Origin of the sequence: Arthrobacter sp. StoSoilB13, assembly GCF_019977255.1 — a bacterium.
Taxonomy (GTDB): Bacteria; Actinomycetota; Actinomycetes; order Actinomycetales; family Micrococcaceae; genus Arthrobacter.
In genome coordinates, this window is sequence record NZ_AP024649.1 from 665,614 (window position 1) to 682,772 (window position 17,159).

Annotated in this window: 11 protein-coding genes, 1 tRNA gene, 1 other RNA gene and 1 pseudogene; 2 read left to right on the forward strand and 12 right to left on the reverse strand. The window is 63.8% G+C overall.

Features of this window, described 5'->3' with window-relative positions:
• Positions 1–16: 16 nt before the first annotated feature.
• The 5 genes from LDP01_RS21735 to LDP01_RS21755 form a co-directional block, all read right to left on the reverse strand.
• On the reverse strand, positions 17–3,103 hold the full coding sequence (locus LDP01_RS21735; protein WP_224094155.1) for a DNA polymerase III subunit gamma and tau: 3,087 nt from the start codon (positions 3,101–3,103) through the stop codon (positions 17–19).
• Positions 3,104–3,137: 34 nt separating this feature from the next.
• An RNA gene (gene ffs / locus LDP01_RS21740) (signal recognition particle sRNA small type) lies at positions 3,138–3,234 on the reverse strand.
• 97 nt (positions 3,235–3,331) lie between these two features.
• Positions 3,332–3,997, reverse strand: a complete 666-nt coding sequence (locus LDP01_RS21745) for a M15 family metallopeptidase (RefSeq protein WP_224094156.1) — start codon at positions 3,995–3,997, stop codon at positions 3,332–3,334.
• A 140-nt stretch (positions 3,998–4,137) separates the two neighbouring features.
• Positions 4,138–5,052, reverse strand: a complete 915-nt coding sequence (locus LDP01_RS21750; protein ID WP_224094157.1) for a hypothetical protein — start codon at positions 5,050–5,052, stop codon at positions 4,138–4,140.
• A gap of 9 nt (positions 5,053–5,061) precedes the next feature.
• A complete protein-coding gene (locus LDP01_RS21755; RefSeq protein WP_224094160.1) occupies positions 5,062–5,412 on the reverse strand; it encodes a YqfO family protein in 351 nt (116 codons plus the stop codon).
• A gap of 306 nt (positions 5,413–5,718) precedes the next feature.
• Between LDP01_RS21755 and LDP01_RS21760 the strand changes: the two genes are divergently transcribed.
• Positions 5,719–5,803: transfer RNA gene (locus LDP01_RS21760), tRNA-Ser, on the forward strand.
• Between the two features lie 72 nt (positions 5,804–5,875).
• On the opposite strand, the pseudogene LDP01_RS21765 reads toward LDP01_RS21760, so the two are convergent.
• A pseudogene (locus LDP01_RS21765) lies at positions 5,876–6,776 on the reverse strand (LysR substrate-binding domain-containing protein).
• 123 nt (positions 6,777–6,899) lie between these two features.
• Between LDP01_RS21765 and LDP01_RS21770 the strand changes: the two are divergent.
• Positions 6,900–10,361: a bifunctional proline dehydrogenase/L-glutamate gamma-semialdehyde dehydrogenase gene (locus LDP01_RS21770; RefSeq protein ID WP_224094162.1), complete on the forward strand. Its 3,462-nt coding sequence runs from the start codon at positions 6,900–6,902 to the stop codon at positions 10,359–10,361.
• Between the two features lie 84 nt (positions 10,362–10,445).
• Here LDP01_RS21770 and LDP01_RS21775 read toward each other — a convergent pair whose 3' ends face one another.
• The 6 genes from LDP01_RS21775 to LDP01_RS21800 form a co-directional block, all read right to left on the reverse strand.
• A complete protein-coding gene (locus LDP01_RS21775) occupies positions 10,446–11,567 on the reverse strand; it encodes an ABC transporter ATP-binding protein (RefSeq protein WP_224094164.1) in 1,122 nt (373 codons plus the stop codon).
• Between the two features lie 7 nt (positions 11,568–11,574).
• Positions 11,575–12,402 carry an ABC transporter permease gene (locus LDP01_RS21780; protein ID WP_224094166.1) on the reverse strand — a complete coding sequence of 276 codons (828 nt, stop codon included), beginning with the start codon at positions 12,400–12,402 and terminating at the stop codon, positions 11,575–11,577.
• Complete coding sequence (locus tag LDP01_RS21785; protein WP_224094168.1) at positions 12,389–13,276, reverse strand: ABC transporter permease; 888 nt, start codon at positions 13,274–13,276, stop codon at positions 12,389–12,391. The genes LDP01_RS21780 and LDP01_RS21785 overlap by 14 nt, the downstream gene beginning before the upstream one ends.
• A 1-nt stretch (position 13,277) precedes the next feature.
• Positions 13,278–14,372, reverse strand: a complete 1,095-nt coding sequence (locus LDP01_RS21790) for an extracellular solute-binding protein (RefSeq protein ID WP_224094170.1) — start codon at positions 14,370–14,372, stop codon at positions 13,278–13,280.
• A gap of 316 nt (positions 14,373–14,688) precedes the next feature.
• Positions 14,689–15,609, reverse strand: coding sequence for an oxygenase MpaB family protein (locus LDP01_RS21795; protein WP_224094172.1), 921 nt, complete (start codon positions 15,607–15,609; stop codon positions 14,689–14,691).
• A gap of 92 nt (positions 15,610–15,701) precedes the next feature.
• A complete protein-coding gene (locus LDP01_RS21800; RefSeq protein WP_224094174.1) occupies positions 15,702–17,141 on the reverse strand; it encodes an MFS transporter in 1,440 nt (479 codons plus the stop codon).
• Positions 17,142–17,159 lie beyond the last annotated feature (18 nt).

Consider the following 17,159-nt stretch of genomic DNA (forward strand, 5'->3'; position numbering starts at 1 on the left):
GGTATCGATGCTGTCATCAGCGGGGTTGCAGGGGAGAACCGTCCAAGGCGCGCTCTTCGATCAGCTTTCCGCCCAGAATACGCTCCACGGCAGCACGCCCAAAGACCCTCGATTCCTCGATGGTTTCGTCCTCCGGGCTGGGGATATCCTCCGGCGCCAACTCCGGCCTGGCTTGGGTTCGCACGGGCGCCTGCACCCGTCCGGCTTGGGCTTCGGGACTGTTGGTCAAGCGCTGGTACAGGCTCTGACGGGCCGAAGGACCGCTCGACGGCGCGCCCTCCTCAAGCGTCGCGACGGAGCCGCCCGCATGCTGGGTTTCCGTGGCTGTGGTGGGCCACGCGGCAGGCGCCGGGGCGGACGCCTGGACTGGCATGGTGCCGGGCCAACCCGACGCCGGAGCGACGTCCCAGCCCGACGATCCGTTTTGCCCGCCGCTGGTCGGGTGGCCGTAGCTCGGGGCTGCCGAGGCTGCCGCCTCCGCCGGTGTTTCAAGGGCTGTGCCGCCGTTCGCCGGGACCTGCGCCGCCGCCGGTTCGTAGTCGCGGACCTTCGACACGTCAGTATCAGCCTCGATGGGAGTCTGTTGCTTGGCACCAACATTGGATTCGGTGCCGACCACCCATGTACCAGGCGCTTGTTCCACTGCCCTGGACCAAGGGTCGACGGAACCCACCCTTTCTGAGGATTTACGAGCTGTGTCGGCGGCCGATCCAGGGGCGTCCTGCGCAGGTGTTGGCTGCGATGGCGCTGACGGAATCCCCCGTGCAGGGGAAGCTGGTGCCTGCGAAGCAGGTGTCGGTGACGCCGGTGCCGGAGGGGTGTCCGGACCGGAAAAGGCGCGGGACGGTTCCCAGTCCATCGGAGGTTCTTCGTCCAACGGCGGCGCATCTTCGTCGAGGGGAGGCCCCCAATCATCGTCGGCGTAGGAGTAGTCCCCAGCCGGCGCCGTGGGTTCTGCGGGAGCCGCGGGCGCCGTGGGTTCGGGTGGAGCCGCCGGCGCCGTGGGTTCTGCGGGAGCCGGGGCATCCGCAATTGGCGCTGCTGCCTCCGGCCCGGCCGGGGCCGGCGTCGCTGCCGCGGGGGCAGCCGGGGCCAAGCCCCAGGCAGAGTCGACCGATGAAACAGCGCTAGGCACCTGCGCTGGCACCCGTTCCTGGGCTGGCACTGGGACCTGGACTGCTACTGGATCCGGGGCTGCCGACGGCGATGCGGCGCCAGGCGAAGCCGGAACCTCCCGGCTAGTAGGTGCTTTTGGGTTTGGCTCAGAGCTCGCTGAGCTGTTGCCGCCAGCCACTGCGACGATCTGGCAGTCGATGCCGATGGTCTTGTGGATCGCCTGGCGAAGGTTCTCGGAGTGATCTGCGCGCCCAAAGGCACCGGCCAGGCCCGGGGTGGTGAAGGCGAGTGTCAGCACCTGGCCATCGAACTGGGCCACCTGGGCATTCGGCTCCACCAAGGCCCACGTGCTGCGCTTGATCTTGGTCAGCGTCTGCAGGACCTCCGGCCAAGCGCGACGGAGGGCTTCGACGTCTCCGCCAGCGGCAGGAGCCGGCTGTGATGTCGGGGCCGGCTGGGAAGCGGGTGCGGCCTGCGAGGGTGCACTTTGCGGAGCCGGTTGTACGGCGGGAGGGGCCGTGGCAGCGGCTGGCTTCGTCGAGGGAGCATTCTGGACGGGACGCTGTGTAGGCGTCGGCTCGTCCACCGGCCAGTCGTTCGTTGAGACGCGCGGAGCGGAGAGTGGCTCCCGCGACACAGGTGTTGACGACGTTTCCTGCACAGGTGCAGGTGCAGGTGCGGGCGCCTGGACTGGTGCGGGTGCCTGAACTGGTGCGGGCGCCTGTGGAGGGGCGGCCTGGGCAACTGACGCAGCCGCCGATGAAGAAGCCGTGGCGGAAGGCGCGCCAGAAGCGGCAGCCGGGATCCCGGCGTCGCCGGCGTAATTCAGGCGACGCTCCACGCGATCGATCCGGGCTGCAATGCCGCGTTCTGTCTGCTCGGAGCTGGGCAGCAGGATGCGCGCACAGAGAAGTTCCAAGTGCAGCCGCGGGGAGGTGGCTCCGGTCATTTCCGTGAGCGCGGTGTTGGTGACGTCCGCCGCGCGGGAGAGCTCCGCGGCACCCAGGTTGGTAGCCTGGTTGCGCATCCGGGCAATCTGGTCCTCGGGCACGCCCCGGAGGATGGCCTGTGCGCTTTCGGGCATTGCCTGGACGATGATGAGGTCCCGGAAGCGTTCCAGGAGGTCTTCCACGAAGCGCCGGGGATCGTGCCCGGTCTGGATGACGCGGTCGACGGCGCGGAAGACCGTTGAAGCATCAGCGGCTGCGACGGCGTCCACGACGTCGTCCAGCAAGGAAGCGTGCGTGTAGCCGAGAAGGGCAACCGCGAGTTCATAGTCCAGGCCGTTGGGTCCGGCGCCCGCCATGAGCTGGTCCAGCACGGACAAGGTATCGCGGACGGAACCGCCGCCGGCACGGATGACGAGTGAAAGCACGCCTGGAGCCACGGGAACGTTCTCCTGGTGGCACAGCAGCTCAAGGTACTTGATGAGAGGCTCGGGCGGCACCAACCGGAAGGGGTAGTGGTGCGTGCGGGAACGGATGGTGCCGATGACTTTATCCGGCTCCGTGGTGGCAAAGATGAACTTGATGTGTTCCGGCGGCTCTTCGACGATCTTCAGGAGCGCATTGAAGCCAGCCGAAGTGACCATGTGGGCTTCGTCGATGATGAAGATCTTGTAGCGGTCCCGCACCGGGGCGAACGTTGCGCGCTCGCGGAGATCGCGGGCGTCGTCCACGCCACCGTGGCTGGCGGCGTCAATCTCGATGACGTCCAGTGAGCCGGAGCCGCCGCGCGCGAGTTCGATGCAGCTGGGGCACTTGCCGCAGGGCGTGTCAGTGGGGCCTTCGGCGCAGTTCAGGCAGCGTGCAAGGATGCGCGCGGACGTGGTCTTGCCGCAGCCGCGGGGGCCGGAGAAGAGGTAGGCGTGGTTCACGCGGTTCTTCCGCAGGGCCGTCATCAGGGGCTCGGTGACGTGTTCCTGCCCGATAACGTCCGCGAAAGAGTCCGGGCGATACCTTCGATACAGGGCAGTTGTAACAGTCACAAGTGAAACCTACCTATAGGGACTGACATTTTAAATAAGAGACCCCTCATGCACCCGCCAGAGCCCATCTACCCTTGCTACCTTCCGGTCCTGGGGGAGTTCAACAGGATGACGCCACATGAGGGGCCGTCGACAAGCTTACCTGAACTTGGTTATTGGTTCGAATCGGCGCAGGGGGCTGTGGAAAACGCTCGACGGCGGGTGGCTCCCGCCCGATTCCGGCGGGAGTTAAGGCAGGTAGTCCGGCGCGTCCTCCAGCCCGAAATATCGCTCCAGCGTGGTAATTCCCCTGGATTTCATATCTGTGGCGATCGCCACGCCGACGAACCGGAGATGCCACGGCTCATATTCATAGCCTGTGATGTCCTGCGCCCCGGCCGGGTACCTGATGATGAACCCGTATTTCCAGCCGTCCGTGGCCGCGAAACGACCCACCGGTGTATCGGCGAAGCAAGCTTGCAGAGCACATACGCCGCTGGCGTTTCCGATGTCCATGGCCAGGCCGGTCTGGTGTTCGCTGTAGCCGGCGCGTGCAGCCAAGGTATCTGCGGTCTCCCGGCCGTATTGCGCGACGTAGTCGGCATAGAGACTCTGTTGTTGCGAGTAGGAGCGGTATCCGCTGGTGGCCCGGATGTTGACCCCTGACGCTTTGGCTGCCTTCACGAACGAGTTGTATGCGGTTGCAGCCTCCGGGCGCAGCCGTTCAGTTGAAACCCGCGTAAGTGACGCCGGGACATAGCTCGGCGGATTCAGCATCCGGTGTTTGTTAACCACAACCTGCAGGCTGTTGGCCGAGTCGATGTCGTATTGGACCGCGACGGCAGCCTGCGGGGACAGGAGCCCCAAGGACAGCAGTGTCGCAGCGATCCCCAACCAGAATTGGCGCAGCTTCATCGGGTCCTCCAACTCATGTGCGTCCGGTCATGTGCGTCCGGTCAAGTGTGTCCAGCGATGGGGTGACTGTACTCCCGGTCCGGAGTACCGACAATCTTGACTTTCAAGGCCTGTCAGCTCTTCAATCCAAGGACGCTTCTTCAGTCCAAAAGTGGTTCCCCGGGATTTAAGAATGGTCCGCTGCGGCGCCGGACATCGAAGACTTCCCACGCCTGGGGTATCAGATCGAACGCGACGTCGCACATGCGCCGGAGTTGTTCCATTCCTTCGGCCTGGAACGCATCGTCCTCGGCGAGGCTGCTTGCGACGTCGTAACCGCTTCTTTCGGCGGTTGTCCACTCCAGCCCGTGGGAGTAGCCGCTACAGAACTGCCAGGCATAGATCAGCCCGGGAGGCAGGCTGCTGCTCGAACGCAACTCTTTGAGGATCGCAGTCTCCGTGCGGTTCTTGGTGGCATACCCCCAGCTTCCATCGCCTTTCCGGCGAAACATTGGGGGCAGCCGCAAGGTTTCTGCCGATGAGTTCAACGCCCGGCGGAGCCCATCAAAGTAATCCGCCGCGACCTCGTGCGGTTCCGGATGGAACTCCCGAAGGTAGGAGTCCCAGAACGCGGCGGCGTTGAACACCTCCCGGGACACGAGTACCAGGCCCCGCCGGGCACGTTCGTCGGAGCTTTCCGGCAGAAGCGCCCACAGCACTGTTGCAGTGCACTCCATGATGGTGCGTACCAATGCATACGGTGCATGGGTCTGGGTGCGGAAGTAGATGTTCCCGTCGGGCGCCTCGATGAACAAGAGGCGGCGGAGCGCCTGCAGATTATCCATGGCGGCCACGAGGGACTGGGTCAGCAGGTGGCTGACGCTGCGGGAGGAACTGAAAAGGTCATCCAACTGGTGAAGGGGCGAACCGTTCTCGACGCCGCCAACGTCCATTCTTCGATCGCAGAGCGGCTCCAAGGCCTGGAGGCGTTCAAAGATTCTTTCCGCGGCCCGGCTTTCTTCGTCTGACCCGTCCAGCGAACCGGCAGAGTCGGGAGGTATTTGCCTATCGTCCACGGAGCGATCCTAGCTCTCCGGCAGATGCGGCGGGGAAGGTCGCCACCCGTTCACTGGCCACGTCATGAAAGCCGGCTCCTCGTAAGGGTGGGCCGCTCGCAGAGCCAGCACAACGGCGTCGAGCACGTCCTCCTCAACCACGCACTCAACCCGCGTTTCGGGCACCTGCTGGGGGCTTCCGACGTCGCCGATGAATGGCTGCGAGCCCGGCAGGGGAGTGAAATGGCCAGTGCCCGGCGAGGTGAAAGAGCAATGTGAGTAGTCGCCGATCCGTCCTGCACCAGCGTCCCCGATTGCCTTCAGGACGGCGGGAGTGTGGGTCTCGGGAACGTAAACAACCAGGGCGTGGAGCTGCGTCATGGGAACATCCTGTCAGTAACAACGGCTACAAAGCGGCCCACACCATTGCATATCTGCGGGTCACAGCGGACCATGGGTATGTACACCGATTGGGGCAATCTCAAGATTGTGAGCTGCGGGGCCTGGGGGCGAGGGGCCGGACCCGGCAGCTCAACGGTGATACCGCAAGAATGGGCGCGTTGGGGGCGTCCATTTTTCCGTTAAGGCGAACAACGCTTTTTGGACGTGCGGCGAGGGCGAAATGGTCCGATTACACGATGCCGAAATTCTCAGGTACAGTAGTATCTGCTTTCGATTCGGAAGCAAGGAGAATTCGCCTAGCGGCCTATGGCGCACGCCTGGAACGCGTGTTGGGTTAACGCCCTCGGGGGTTCAAATCCCCCATTCTCCGCGTTTGGCCCCGGTCCCCAGGACCGGGGCCTTTTGCGTTCCCGGAATCCGGCCCTCCAAGGAGTGGGCTGCGCTACAGTTGCCCAGCGGCCACGCGCTCCAGTACTTCGCGGCATGCAAGAATCGCGGGGTGGATCCGCCCGGCCGTCCTGGTGGACGTGAAGACGGTCCGCTGTGGCAGGCTGGGTAGGTCCAGTAGTTGGACTGGGCGGGTCCGACCTGTCCAGACGAGGTCCGGCATGAGGGCAACGGCGTTTCCCGATTCAATGAGGCGGATCTGCGCTTGGAGGTCGGCCGTTTCGTATCGGACGTCCGGTTCGAAGCCAGCGGACCGGCAGGGCCTGTTCGGCCCAGTGCCGGGAGGCGGCGCCGCGGGGTTCCATGACCCAGGGCATGTCCGCGGTATCGGCGAGTGAGGCTACACGTTCCCCGCCCAGTCCTATCGGGGGAGTGGCCAGCCGGATGGCGTCGCTGGTCAGCGTTGCCCGGTCCAGCCCAGGATGATGGGGCGCGGCGTGTCCGGGATATTGCTCCGCGACCACGATGTCGAAGTCGCGTGCCCAGGTTTCATAGAGGGCCGTCTCGGGTTCGCGCTGGGTCATTTCCACGCGCACTTCCGGATACTCCTGGCGCATGATGCTGAGGAAGTCAGGCAGCAACGCGAGTGCAGCCGACTGGAACACGGCCAGCCGGACGGTTCCCGTGACTGTGGACAGGGAGGCCGCGAGCTCGGTTTCCGCCCGTTCCAGTGTCTCCAGGAGGGCGGCGGTGTGGGCAACCAGGATCTCCGCCTGAGGTGTCAGCTGCACCCGGCGGCCGGCCTTGCGGAGCAGTTCGACGCCCGCTTCCTTCTCCAGCAGGGTCAGTTGCTGGGACACGGAAGAGGGACTGTACTGCATGGCATCGGCCACCTCGGCGAGCGTTCCGCGGATCTTCAATTCGTGCAGCAAACGCAGCCTGCGGACGTCCAGCAAGGCGGCCTCCAAAGGATCGGAATGGGTAATGAATATTCGTCAGAAAAGATCGCTTTTCCTAACGTGATTGTAGATCCATACTGATGGAAACAAACAAACTTCTCCGTCCCAGAAGGAGCCCCAATGACCAGCACCCTCCCGGTTGCCGCCGCCCCGCGCACCCAGGATTCCGGGCAGTTCGATGCTTTGGCACAGGAAGCCATCGCGTTGGTCCGCCACTGGCTGACCGAAGCCAGCAAGATTCCCGTGGATGTGTCCGCCCAGCGCCTCGCCGGCGTCCTGAAGGATCCGAATGGCCTTGACTTCACGGTCGGATTCGTCGACGGCGTCATCCGCCCCGAGGACCTGTCCGTCGCCGCCCGGAAACTCGCCGAGCTGGCTCCCAAGGTTCCTGCGTTCCTTCCCTGGTACATGCGCAGCGCGGTCCGTGTTGGCGGCGTCATGGCTCCGATCATGCCCCAGGTGGTCATTCCGATCGCGCGCCGGGTGCTCCGTGAAATGGTGGGCCACCTGATCGTGGATGCCACGGATGCCAAGCTCGGTCCGGCCATCGCTAAGATCCGCCAGGACGGCGTGCACCTGAACGTGAACCTGTTGGGCGAGGCTGTCCTGGGTGAGCACGAAGCGCAGCGCCGCCTGGAAGGCACGCTCAAGCTCCTGGCCCGTGACGACGTTGACTACGTCTCCATCAAGGAATCCTCCACCGTGGCACCGCACTCCCCATGGGCCTTCGACGAAGCCGTCGATCACGTGGTGGAGAAGCTCACCCCGCTGTACCGCCTGGCCGCGTCCTTCCCCAAGCCCAAGTTCATCAACCTGGACATGGAGGAATACAAGGACCTCAGCATGACCATCGCGGTGTTCAAGCGCATCCTGGACATGCCGGAGTTCAAGAACCTCGAGGCCGGCATCGTCCTGCAGGCCTACCTCCCGGACGCCCTCGGCGCGATGCAGGAACTCCAGGAGTGGGCTGCTGCACGCCGCGCACAGGGCGGCGCGCCCATCAAGGTCCGCGTGGTCAAGGGTGCCAACCTGCCCATGGAACAGGTAGAAGCTTCCCTGCATGACTGGCCGCTGGCCACCTGGGGCAGCAAGCAGGACTCGGACACCAGCTACAAGAACGTCATCAACTACGCCCTCACACCGGAGCACATCGACGCCGTCCGGATCGGCGTCGCGGGACACAACCTCTTCGACGTCGCGTTTGCGTGGCTGCTCGCCAAGCAGCGTGGCGTCACCGAAGGCATCGAGTTCGAAATGCTCCTGGGCATGGCAACCGGCCAAGCCACGGCCGTCCGCAAGGACGTCGGCAGCCTCCTGCTCTACACACCGGTGGTCCACCCTGGCGAGTTCGACGTCGCCATCGCCTACCTGATCCGCCGCCTCGAAGAGGGCGCCAGCCAGGAAAACTTCATGTCCGCGGTCTTCGAACTCAGCGAGAATGAGGCCCTGTTCAAGCGCGAGCAGCAGCGCTTCCTGAACTCCCTGGCCAACATGAAGGACGAGGTCCCGGGCCCCAACCGCAAGCAGGACCGCCGCCTGCCAGCCGAGCCTGCCCCGCTGGAGGGCTTCCGCAACACTCCGGACACGGACCCGGCACTGCCGGCAAACCGCGCCTGGGGCCGTGACATCCTCAAGCGCATCCCCGGCTCCACCGCGGGCAACAAGATCGTCGAATCCACCAAGGTTTCCGCCGCCGCCGAACTGGACCGCATCATCGCCACCGCCGTGGAGGCCGGCAAAGCCTGGGGTGCCCGGCCCGCTGCCGAGCGGGCAGCGATCCTGCACCGCGCCGGCGACGTCCTCGAAGCCCGCCGCGCAGAGTTGCTGGAGGCCATGGCTTCAGAAACCGGCAAGACCATTGACCAAGGCGATCCCGAGGTCAGCGAAGCGATCGACTTCGCGCACTACTACGCCGAGCGCGCCAAGGACCTGGAAAAGGTCGACGGCGCCACGTTCGTCCCAGCGAACCTCACCGTAGTGACACCGCCGTGGAACTTCCCGGTGGCAATCCCCGCAGGCTCGACGCTCGCGGCACTCGCCTCAGGTTCCGCCGTCGTGATCAAACCGGCAAAGCAGGCCCGCCGCTCCGGTTCAGTCATGGTGGATGCGCTCTGGGAAGCCGGTGTGCCGCGTGAAGTCCTGGCCCTGGTCCAGCTTGAAGAGCGTGAACTCGGCACCCAGCTGGTCTCGCACCCGAGCGTGGACCGCGTCATCCTCACCGGCGGGTACGAAACCGCTGAGCTGTTCCGCTCCTTCCGCCAGGACCTGCCACTGCTCGCGGAAACGTCCGGCAAGAACGCCATCATTGTCACCCCCAGCGCTGACCTGGACCTCGCAGCCAAGGATGTCGTGTACTCCGCCTTCGGCCACGCCGGCCAGAAGTGCTCCGCCGCGTCCCTGGTGATCCTGGTTGGCTCCGTGGCCAAGTCCAAGCGGTTCCACAACCAGCTCATCGACGCCGCCCGCTCCCTGACCGTCGGCTACCCCGAAAACGCCACCTCGCAGATGGGGCCGATCATCGAACCGGCCAACGGCAAGCTCCTGAACGCCCTGACCACCCTGGGCGACGGCGAAACCTGGGCCATCAAGCCTGAGCCCCTGGACGAAACCGGCCGGCTCTGGTCCCCGGGTATCCGCTCTGGCGTCAAGCGTGGCTCGTACTTCCACCTCACCGAGTTCTTCGGACCGGTCCTGGGCGTCATGACCGCCGAGACCCTTGAGGAAGCCATCGCCATCCAGAACGAGATCGAGTACGGCCTCACGGCTGGCCTGCACTCCCTGGACTCCGCTGAAATGGGCATCTGGCTGGACACCATCCAGGCCGGAAACCTCTACGTCAACCGTGGTATCACCGGTGCGATCGTCCAGCGCCAGCCCTTCGGCGGCTGGAAGAAGTCGGCCGTTGGCGCCGGAACCAAGGCCGGCGGACCGAACTACCTCATCGGCCTGGGCAGCTGGCTCCCCGCCGAAGCCACGGCAAAGCGCGGCACCGTGCTCCAGGGGGCAGCCGCCCAGATCCTCACGGCTGCCACGTCCGCTGACGTCACTGCCGAGGAACTCCACACCCTTCAGCAGGCACTCTTCAGCGACGCCGTAGCCTGGGAATCCGAGTTCGGCACCCGCAAGGATGTCTCCGCACTGTCCGCGGAGCGCAACGTGTTCCGCTACCGTCCGATCCCCGTCACGGTCCGCCTGTCCGAAGGCGAGCGGCTCGCGGAACTGCTCCGCGTAGTAGCAGCCGGCGCAGTGGCGGGATCGACCCTCAAGGTGAGCTCCGCCGTCGTACTTCCCGATGCTGTGGTGAATGTTTTCGCGAACCTGGGCGTCAGCGTCCGGGTCGAGGACGACGCCGCGTGGCTGGCCCGTGCGGCAAAGTTCGACGCCGGCCGCATCCGCCTGATCGGTGGCGACTTCGCCGCGCTGAGCGCAGCCATGGGTGGCCGCCCGGATGTGGCCGTCTACCACGGTGCAGTGACCCAGGCCGGCCGCATCGAGATGCTCCCGTTCCTGCGCGAGCAGGCCGTGTCCATCACCGCGCACCGCTTCGGCACCCCGAACCACCTCTCGGACCACCTGATCTAATCCCACCAAGACAGGCCGGAGTTGCACAAACAGCCAGGCAGGACGTCCCTAACGACGTCCTGCCTGGCTGTCTTCGTTGACGCCTTAGGATTCCAGGACCAACAACTGTGCCTTGTCCGGGTCCCAGCCAACCCAAAGACTGTCCGTTGCCGACCGCGTGCCGGACTCCGGGCTCATCTCCCGCAGCATCAATTCATGGCCTCCAGCAGTGAGCCGATGACGGACGGTGGCGCCAAGGTTGGTGGACGATGTAATAACAGCTCCGCAGCCCCCATCCACAGGCGGCGTTGAACTGAGCTTCAGGTGTTCCGGTCGGATCGATACTGCGTAGTCCGCACCCATAGCGCCCTGGTCCCTCACGCGTGCGATTCCCAAACCACCCAAATCCACGGTGGCCTCCTTGCCGTTGCGCTCCAGTACTGTGCACGGAATCAGGTTGGTGTCGCCAAGGAAGCCGGCAACCCAGTCGGTAAGGGGGTGGTTGTAGACCTCGTCCGGCGGTCCTGATTGGACAATCCGGCCGTCTTTCATCACCACGATCCTGTCCGACATTGCCATTGCTTCTTCCTGGTCATGGGTAACGAACAGCACAGAGATGCCCAGGCTCTTCTGAAGGGTTTTGATCTCCTCCTGCATCTGTTCGCGGAGCCGCTTGTCCAGCGCTGCCATGGGCTCATCCAGGAGAAGTGCCGCGGGGTTGAATACCAGGGCCCGGGCGAGCGCAACGCGCTGCTGCTGGCCTCCGGACAGCTGCCGTGGCTTTCGGTCACCCAAGGTGCCAAGCCCCACGCGCTTTAGTGCTTCGTTGGCCCGCTGGCGCCGTTCCGACGCCGGCACCTTTCTCATGCGGAGCGCGAATTCCACGTTTTCGAGGGCGGTCATGTGCGGGAAGAGGGCGTAATTCTGGAAAACGACGCCCAGGTTCCGTTCCCTTGGGGGGAGCGTGTCTACGGGCTGCCCGTCAATCATGACGGAGCCGGAGGTATGTTCTTCGAACCCGGCCACCATCATCATGGTGGTGGTTTTGCCCGATCCGCTGGGCCCGAGGAGGGTGACAAATTCGCCGGGCTGGACAGTCAGGTCCAACTGGTCGACTGCGACGAACCCACCATAGCTTTTGCGGACCTGCCTGAGCTCAAGAAGTCCCTTCGTTTTGGTGGCTGCGTCTGGAGCGGTGGCGGTGGAAGTCATTGATGCGGTCATCATTGTTCCTTTACGTTTGGGCGGACACTGCCAGGGGCACCATCCGGGAGATCGATCGGCGTTTGAGGACGAACATGACCTGCAGGAGCAGTCCGATGGTCGCCACTGTTACCAACAGCGCGGAGGAGACGGCGATCTTGGGAGTCAGGTTGAATTGGATGTCGGTGAACATCTTCACCGGCAAGGTGGTGGCGCTGGGGGACTGCATGAACAGCGACATCACGGTTTCATCGATCGATACCGAGAAGGCGAATAGCGCTCCGGAGACCAGACCCGGGAGGATAACGGGGAGGTACACATGCCGGAACACGGACAGCGTCCCCGCGCCGAGGCTTTGGGCCGACCGCACCAGGGCAGGGTTGAGCCCGGCAAGGCTGGCACGCGTTGTGAGGTACACGTAGGGCGTGGCGATGACGGCGTGCGCCAGGCCGATGGGAATGATGCTGCCCACCATGCCAACCGAGATGAAGAACTGGTAGAAGGCAAGGGCAAGCACCACGGTGGGCACGATCATCGGGGCCAGTATCAGACCCATCACAGCGGACTTCCCGGGAAACGTGCGGCCATGAAGGGCGATGGCCGCCGTAGAACCAATAGCTACGCCGATCACCACGGCAATACCCGCTGACTGGAGACTGGCGGCCAATGCCGACGTCCATGCGGTGTCGGCGAAGAAGCCCGCCACCGCCGCGAAGGACAAACCTTCGGGTGGGAAGGTGATGTAGCGGCTGTCATTGAGCGCCACGGGAACCACGATGAGGGTCGGAATCACCAGGAACAGGAACACCGGCAAAGAAAGCAGGGGTATCAAACGGTGTTGTGGATTAGTTGTCTTCATGGTGGCCTCCGGCCTTGAGGACCCGCTGGTAGACCGCCACGAGGACACTGACCAGCGCTGTAAGGATCACGGCCAGGGCTGCGGCGCCTGGGAAGTCGGTCAACTGCCGGGCGTAGTAGTCGATCTGGTTGGCGATCATCATGTCGCCTGGCCCACCCATGACCACGGGTGTGATGAAGAAGCCTGTGCTCATGATGAAGACCAGGAGGCCGGCTGCAGAGACGCCCGGAGTGCTAAGCGGAAGGGTGATGTGACGGAACACGGAGCCTTCCCTGGCGCCGAGCGACCGCGCCGCCAATCCAAGGCGGTCGTCGATGGACATCAGCGAAGAAAAGATCGGAAAGACCGCGTAGGGCAGCAGGCAGTGAACCATGCCGACGATCACCGCGAATCGGTTATGGAGCAACTCGATGGGTGCGTCCGTCAGGCCAATGCCCTGCAGGAAGGCATTGATGATGCCGTTGTCCTGCAGGAGCACCGCCCACGCGAAGTTCTTCACCAGGATGCCGGTCCAGAACGGCAACAAGACGACGGCGAAGAGGACTACCCGCAGGATGTTCCCGGAACGCCAGAGGACAAGGGCAATGACATAGCCAAGACCAACGGTCACCAGGGTGGATGCCAGGCTGATGGTAAGCGTGTTCGCCAGCGAACGCAGTACCAGGGGATCCTCAAGTACCCGCTGATAGGCGTTACCGGAAAAGCTTGAGCCAACCAGCTTCCCGAGCGGGGTGAGGAACAGTACGACGTCGAATGCAAGAACAGGTGCCAGCAGCAGCCACCATCCGCTCCTTCTCCGGCGCGGCTTCGCTTCATCCGGCGTCGGAGTCCCGCGGCCTTTCGCCTGGATTCTTTGAGAAGTTATGGCGCTCATGTCAGCTGGCCTGCCACAGCTTGAACTGCTGCTCGGTCTTCTTCAGGTTCTGGGACCACCACTTGTCATCCCGGATGAGGATCTTGTCCGCAAGCAGTGGGCTGGTGGGAAGTGTGTCCGCCACTTCCTTGGGCAGCTTGGACAGCGCAGGCGTGTTCGCCAGGGTCAAGTTGGTAACCGTGTCGAAGGCAGCTCCGGCTTCGGCGTCGTTGGACATGAAGTTCATGAGTTTGAAAGCGGCTTCCTTGTTCTTTGCGCCCTTGGGGACCACAAAATAGTCGCCGGCCAATACCGCGTTCTCGGCGGAGAAGTTCAGTTTGGCCCCGTCCTTGCGCGCAGCGTTGACCCGGTTGTTGAAGCTCGTTGACAGTGCGACTTCTCCTGACGTGAGCTGCTGGATGGGTTCCTGGTTGGCCGAGTGATAAAGAAGACGATCTTTTCCGGGATGGTGGCCCAAGACCCGCAGAGCCCGGTCAACGTCAAGGGGGTAGATCTTGTCGAACGGCACGCCGTCAGCCAGCAGGGCGGCTTCCAGCACGGAGCTGTCGGATAGCTGGTTGTAGACGGAGCGCTTGCCGTTGTACTTGTCCTGGTCGAAGAATTGCGCCCAATCCTTGGGCGCCTGCGCATCCGGAATGGCGTTCTGGTCCCATGCCATGACGAAAAGGAAGCTCAGGTACTTGATGCCGTACTCCGCCTTGGCGTAGCCGGGAAGACCCTTGTCGCTGATGATGTCGTAGTCGAACTTTTCCAGCAGTCCTTCGGCAACGGCCGTTTCATACTCCGGTGCTGTGATTTCCACCAGGTCCCACTGCACATCGCCGGACTGCACCTGCGCTTTGAGGGAAGCCAAGCTCGTGTTGGCCAAGAGAGTCGGTTGGATACCTGTCTGTTTCGAAAAGGGATCCAGGATGGTCTGCGTGAACTGGTCGTTGTAGGAACCACCGTAGGAAGTGACCGTGACGGTCTTGTTGGCGGCGGCACTTTCGGCTGGCTTGGAACTGCAGCCGGATAATGCCAGTCCGGCAAACGGCGTCAGTGCCGCTGCTTTGAGGATCTGCCTGCGGTCAAAAACGTGGGAACGGAAATCTGTCATGGCTCGCATTGCCTCTCATGTACGCCAACGTCCAGGCTCGCTTCAGGGAGACGGGCCATGGGGGAGACGGGCGTGTGCTGGGATTACATCGTGAAGAAGGCTCCCGAAGCTCGGGGGCGGCGGGTTGCGCACGCCCTTCATCAAAGCATTCGAAAGTCAGGTAGACCGGCCGTCGTTCGGCCGTTTGGGGTGCCGTAACTGTAACTGTGAGGTTGCTCACTAGTCAACGGTTGTATTGCATTAAGAAACAATTGACCGAAAAAAGAAGCCCGCAGCTGTGTGCGGGCCTCTTTTGGGCTACCTTCGTGGGCGGGTCTCACACCGCATATCCCAGCCTTTGCAGCCGGCGCCGAGCTGCGAGTTCGCTGGGACCGTGTGAACCCAGGGCCAGCCGGACCATGGACAGAACAACACGGGCGGCGGTGATGGCAGGCAGTGGGATCGGACCCAAGCGGGCGGGTCGCACACCCAGCATGTTCCGGTACTTGGGTTCAAGGCTTGCGACGGCGGCAGCGAACAGGATCCGGTAGCCCGGCTGAAGCAACGGGCTCAGGGGCGGGCGGCGTATGAAGGCGATGGTTTCTGCCAGCCGCTCATCCGAGCGCAAGATCCCGGAGGCATACCAGGCTTCCAGTTCCTGGCGCACCTGGGCTTCGGTGACCGGTGGATCTTCCACTCCCATGAGCCGGCCAGCCTGGGCCCATTCGCGGACGTAGGCATCCGGGCCGCCGGGTATCGGGCGGCCCCAGATGCGGTTGGCCCTGAGGAAGGAGTCCGCATAGGTGACGTGGACCCAGCGGAGGAGTTCGGGATCATTGGCGGAATAGTTGCGGTGGGCGCCAGTTCCGTCCACGTAGCTTCCCCGGACATGTTCGTGGATCTTCCGGACACGATAGGTTGCTGCCTCAGCGGCTTCTTTGGAGCCATACGTGACGGTGAAGATCCAGCGCACGGTACTGGCCAGCCGCCCCAGCGGATCTTCCTTGAAGCCGGAATGTTCGTAAACACCCGCAAGTGCGCCGGGGTGCAAGGACTGCATCAGCAGGACCCGGATTCCGGCCACGATGGTGGCCATGGACCCATGCACAGCCCAGACGGCCGAGCCGGGAAGGTGATATCCGGCGTCGTTCCCTTCTGCAAGGCGCGGCACCCACGCAGGTGGGGTTCCGGATGTTCCCGTGAACGTGCGTTGCAGGTCGTATCTGTACTCGGTGAGGTAATTCCTCATGCATCCCATGAGACCGCTCTTCGCGGAACCTGTACAGAGCAATTTGTGCACGGGTCCGGCCCCCATGGCAACGCCATGGGGGGCCGGAGGGTTCGCGCGGACTAAACGCGGGCGCGGCGCCTTGACGGTGCTGCTGCCACCAGGAGGGCCGCGATGGCGACGGCGGCACTCAGGATCAGGCCCGGACGGTACTGTTCCAGCATGGCTTGGGCGCTGACGGTTCCAGCCGCCTGACCGTGGCCGCTCACCAATGCCGTGGTGACTGCCAGGACCAGTGCGGCTCCCACCTGCGTGCTAGTCTGGATCAAACCGGCAGCCAGGCCTTGCTCGGAGTCCTTGATGCCGGTTGTGGCCTGGACGTTGATGGACGGGAAGGCCAGGGCGAAGCCGATGCCCAGCAGGATCACCGAGGGCAGGATGTCCAGGGCGTAGTTGGGCGTGGTGCCCACCCGGAGGAACAGGACGTAGCCCAATCCAAGGGCCGTGAGACCGGTGAGGATCAGCTGCGTGGCGCCGAATTTCTCGATCAGCCGGTCAGCAAAGGGTGCGCTGGTGGCCACCAGCAGCCCGGCGGGCAGCAGGGCCAAAGCCATGCCCAAAGGCGTCCAACCGAGCACCGACTGCAGGAACATGGTGACGATGAACTGGAAGCTCAAGTAAGAACCGAAAAGCCCCACTGCGCTGAGGTTGGCCCTGGCCACCCAGCCTTCCTTGAGGATGCCGAAGCGGATCAGCGGGTGCTTCACCTTGTTCTCGATCACAGCGAAGGCTGCAAGCACGGCTGCAGAGATTGCGAATCCGGCGATAGTTGCCACAGATCCCCAGCCCTGCTCAGGTGCCGAAACCAACGTGTAAACGAGGCCGAGCATGCCCAGCGCGAGCGTCACCGCACCCCAGATGTCATGCCCGCTGTTTTCAGCAGACGGCTTGTCTTTCGGAATGAACTTCATGCCCAGCAGGACCACGGCGACGGTGATCGGCACGGACACCAGGAACGTCCACCGCCAGCTCAGGCTGGTCATCAGGCCTCCGACCACAAGGCCCAGCGAGAAGCCGCTGGCGCCGAACGTGGTGAAGATGGACAGGGCCTTGTTGCGCTCGCGGCCCTCGGCAAAGTTGGTAGTGATGATGGAGAAGCCTGTTGGCGCGGTGAACGCTGCGGCGAGACCCTTGACGAACCTGGTAGCGATCAGGATTGCGGGATCGTCCACCAGGCCGCCCAGCAGTGAGGCTGCGGCGAACACCGCCAAGGCGATGAGGAATATTCGACGGCGGCCCAACAGGTCCGCGAGCCGGCCGCCCAGGAGCAGGAGGCTTCCGTACCCCAGGACGTAGGCGGACACGATCCACTGGAGCGAATCGGTTCCGAGGTTGAGTTCCTGTCCGATCGAAGGCAGGGCTACGCCAACCATGGAAACATCCAGCCCGTCCAGGGCGAGGACGGTGCACACAACCATCAGCAGGAGCCACTGGGCGCGCGTCCAACGGACGGCTGAAAGCACGGGTTCGGCGGATCTTTGAAGGGTGGTGGGTGATGTCATGCATCCAAGCTATATGAC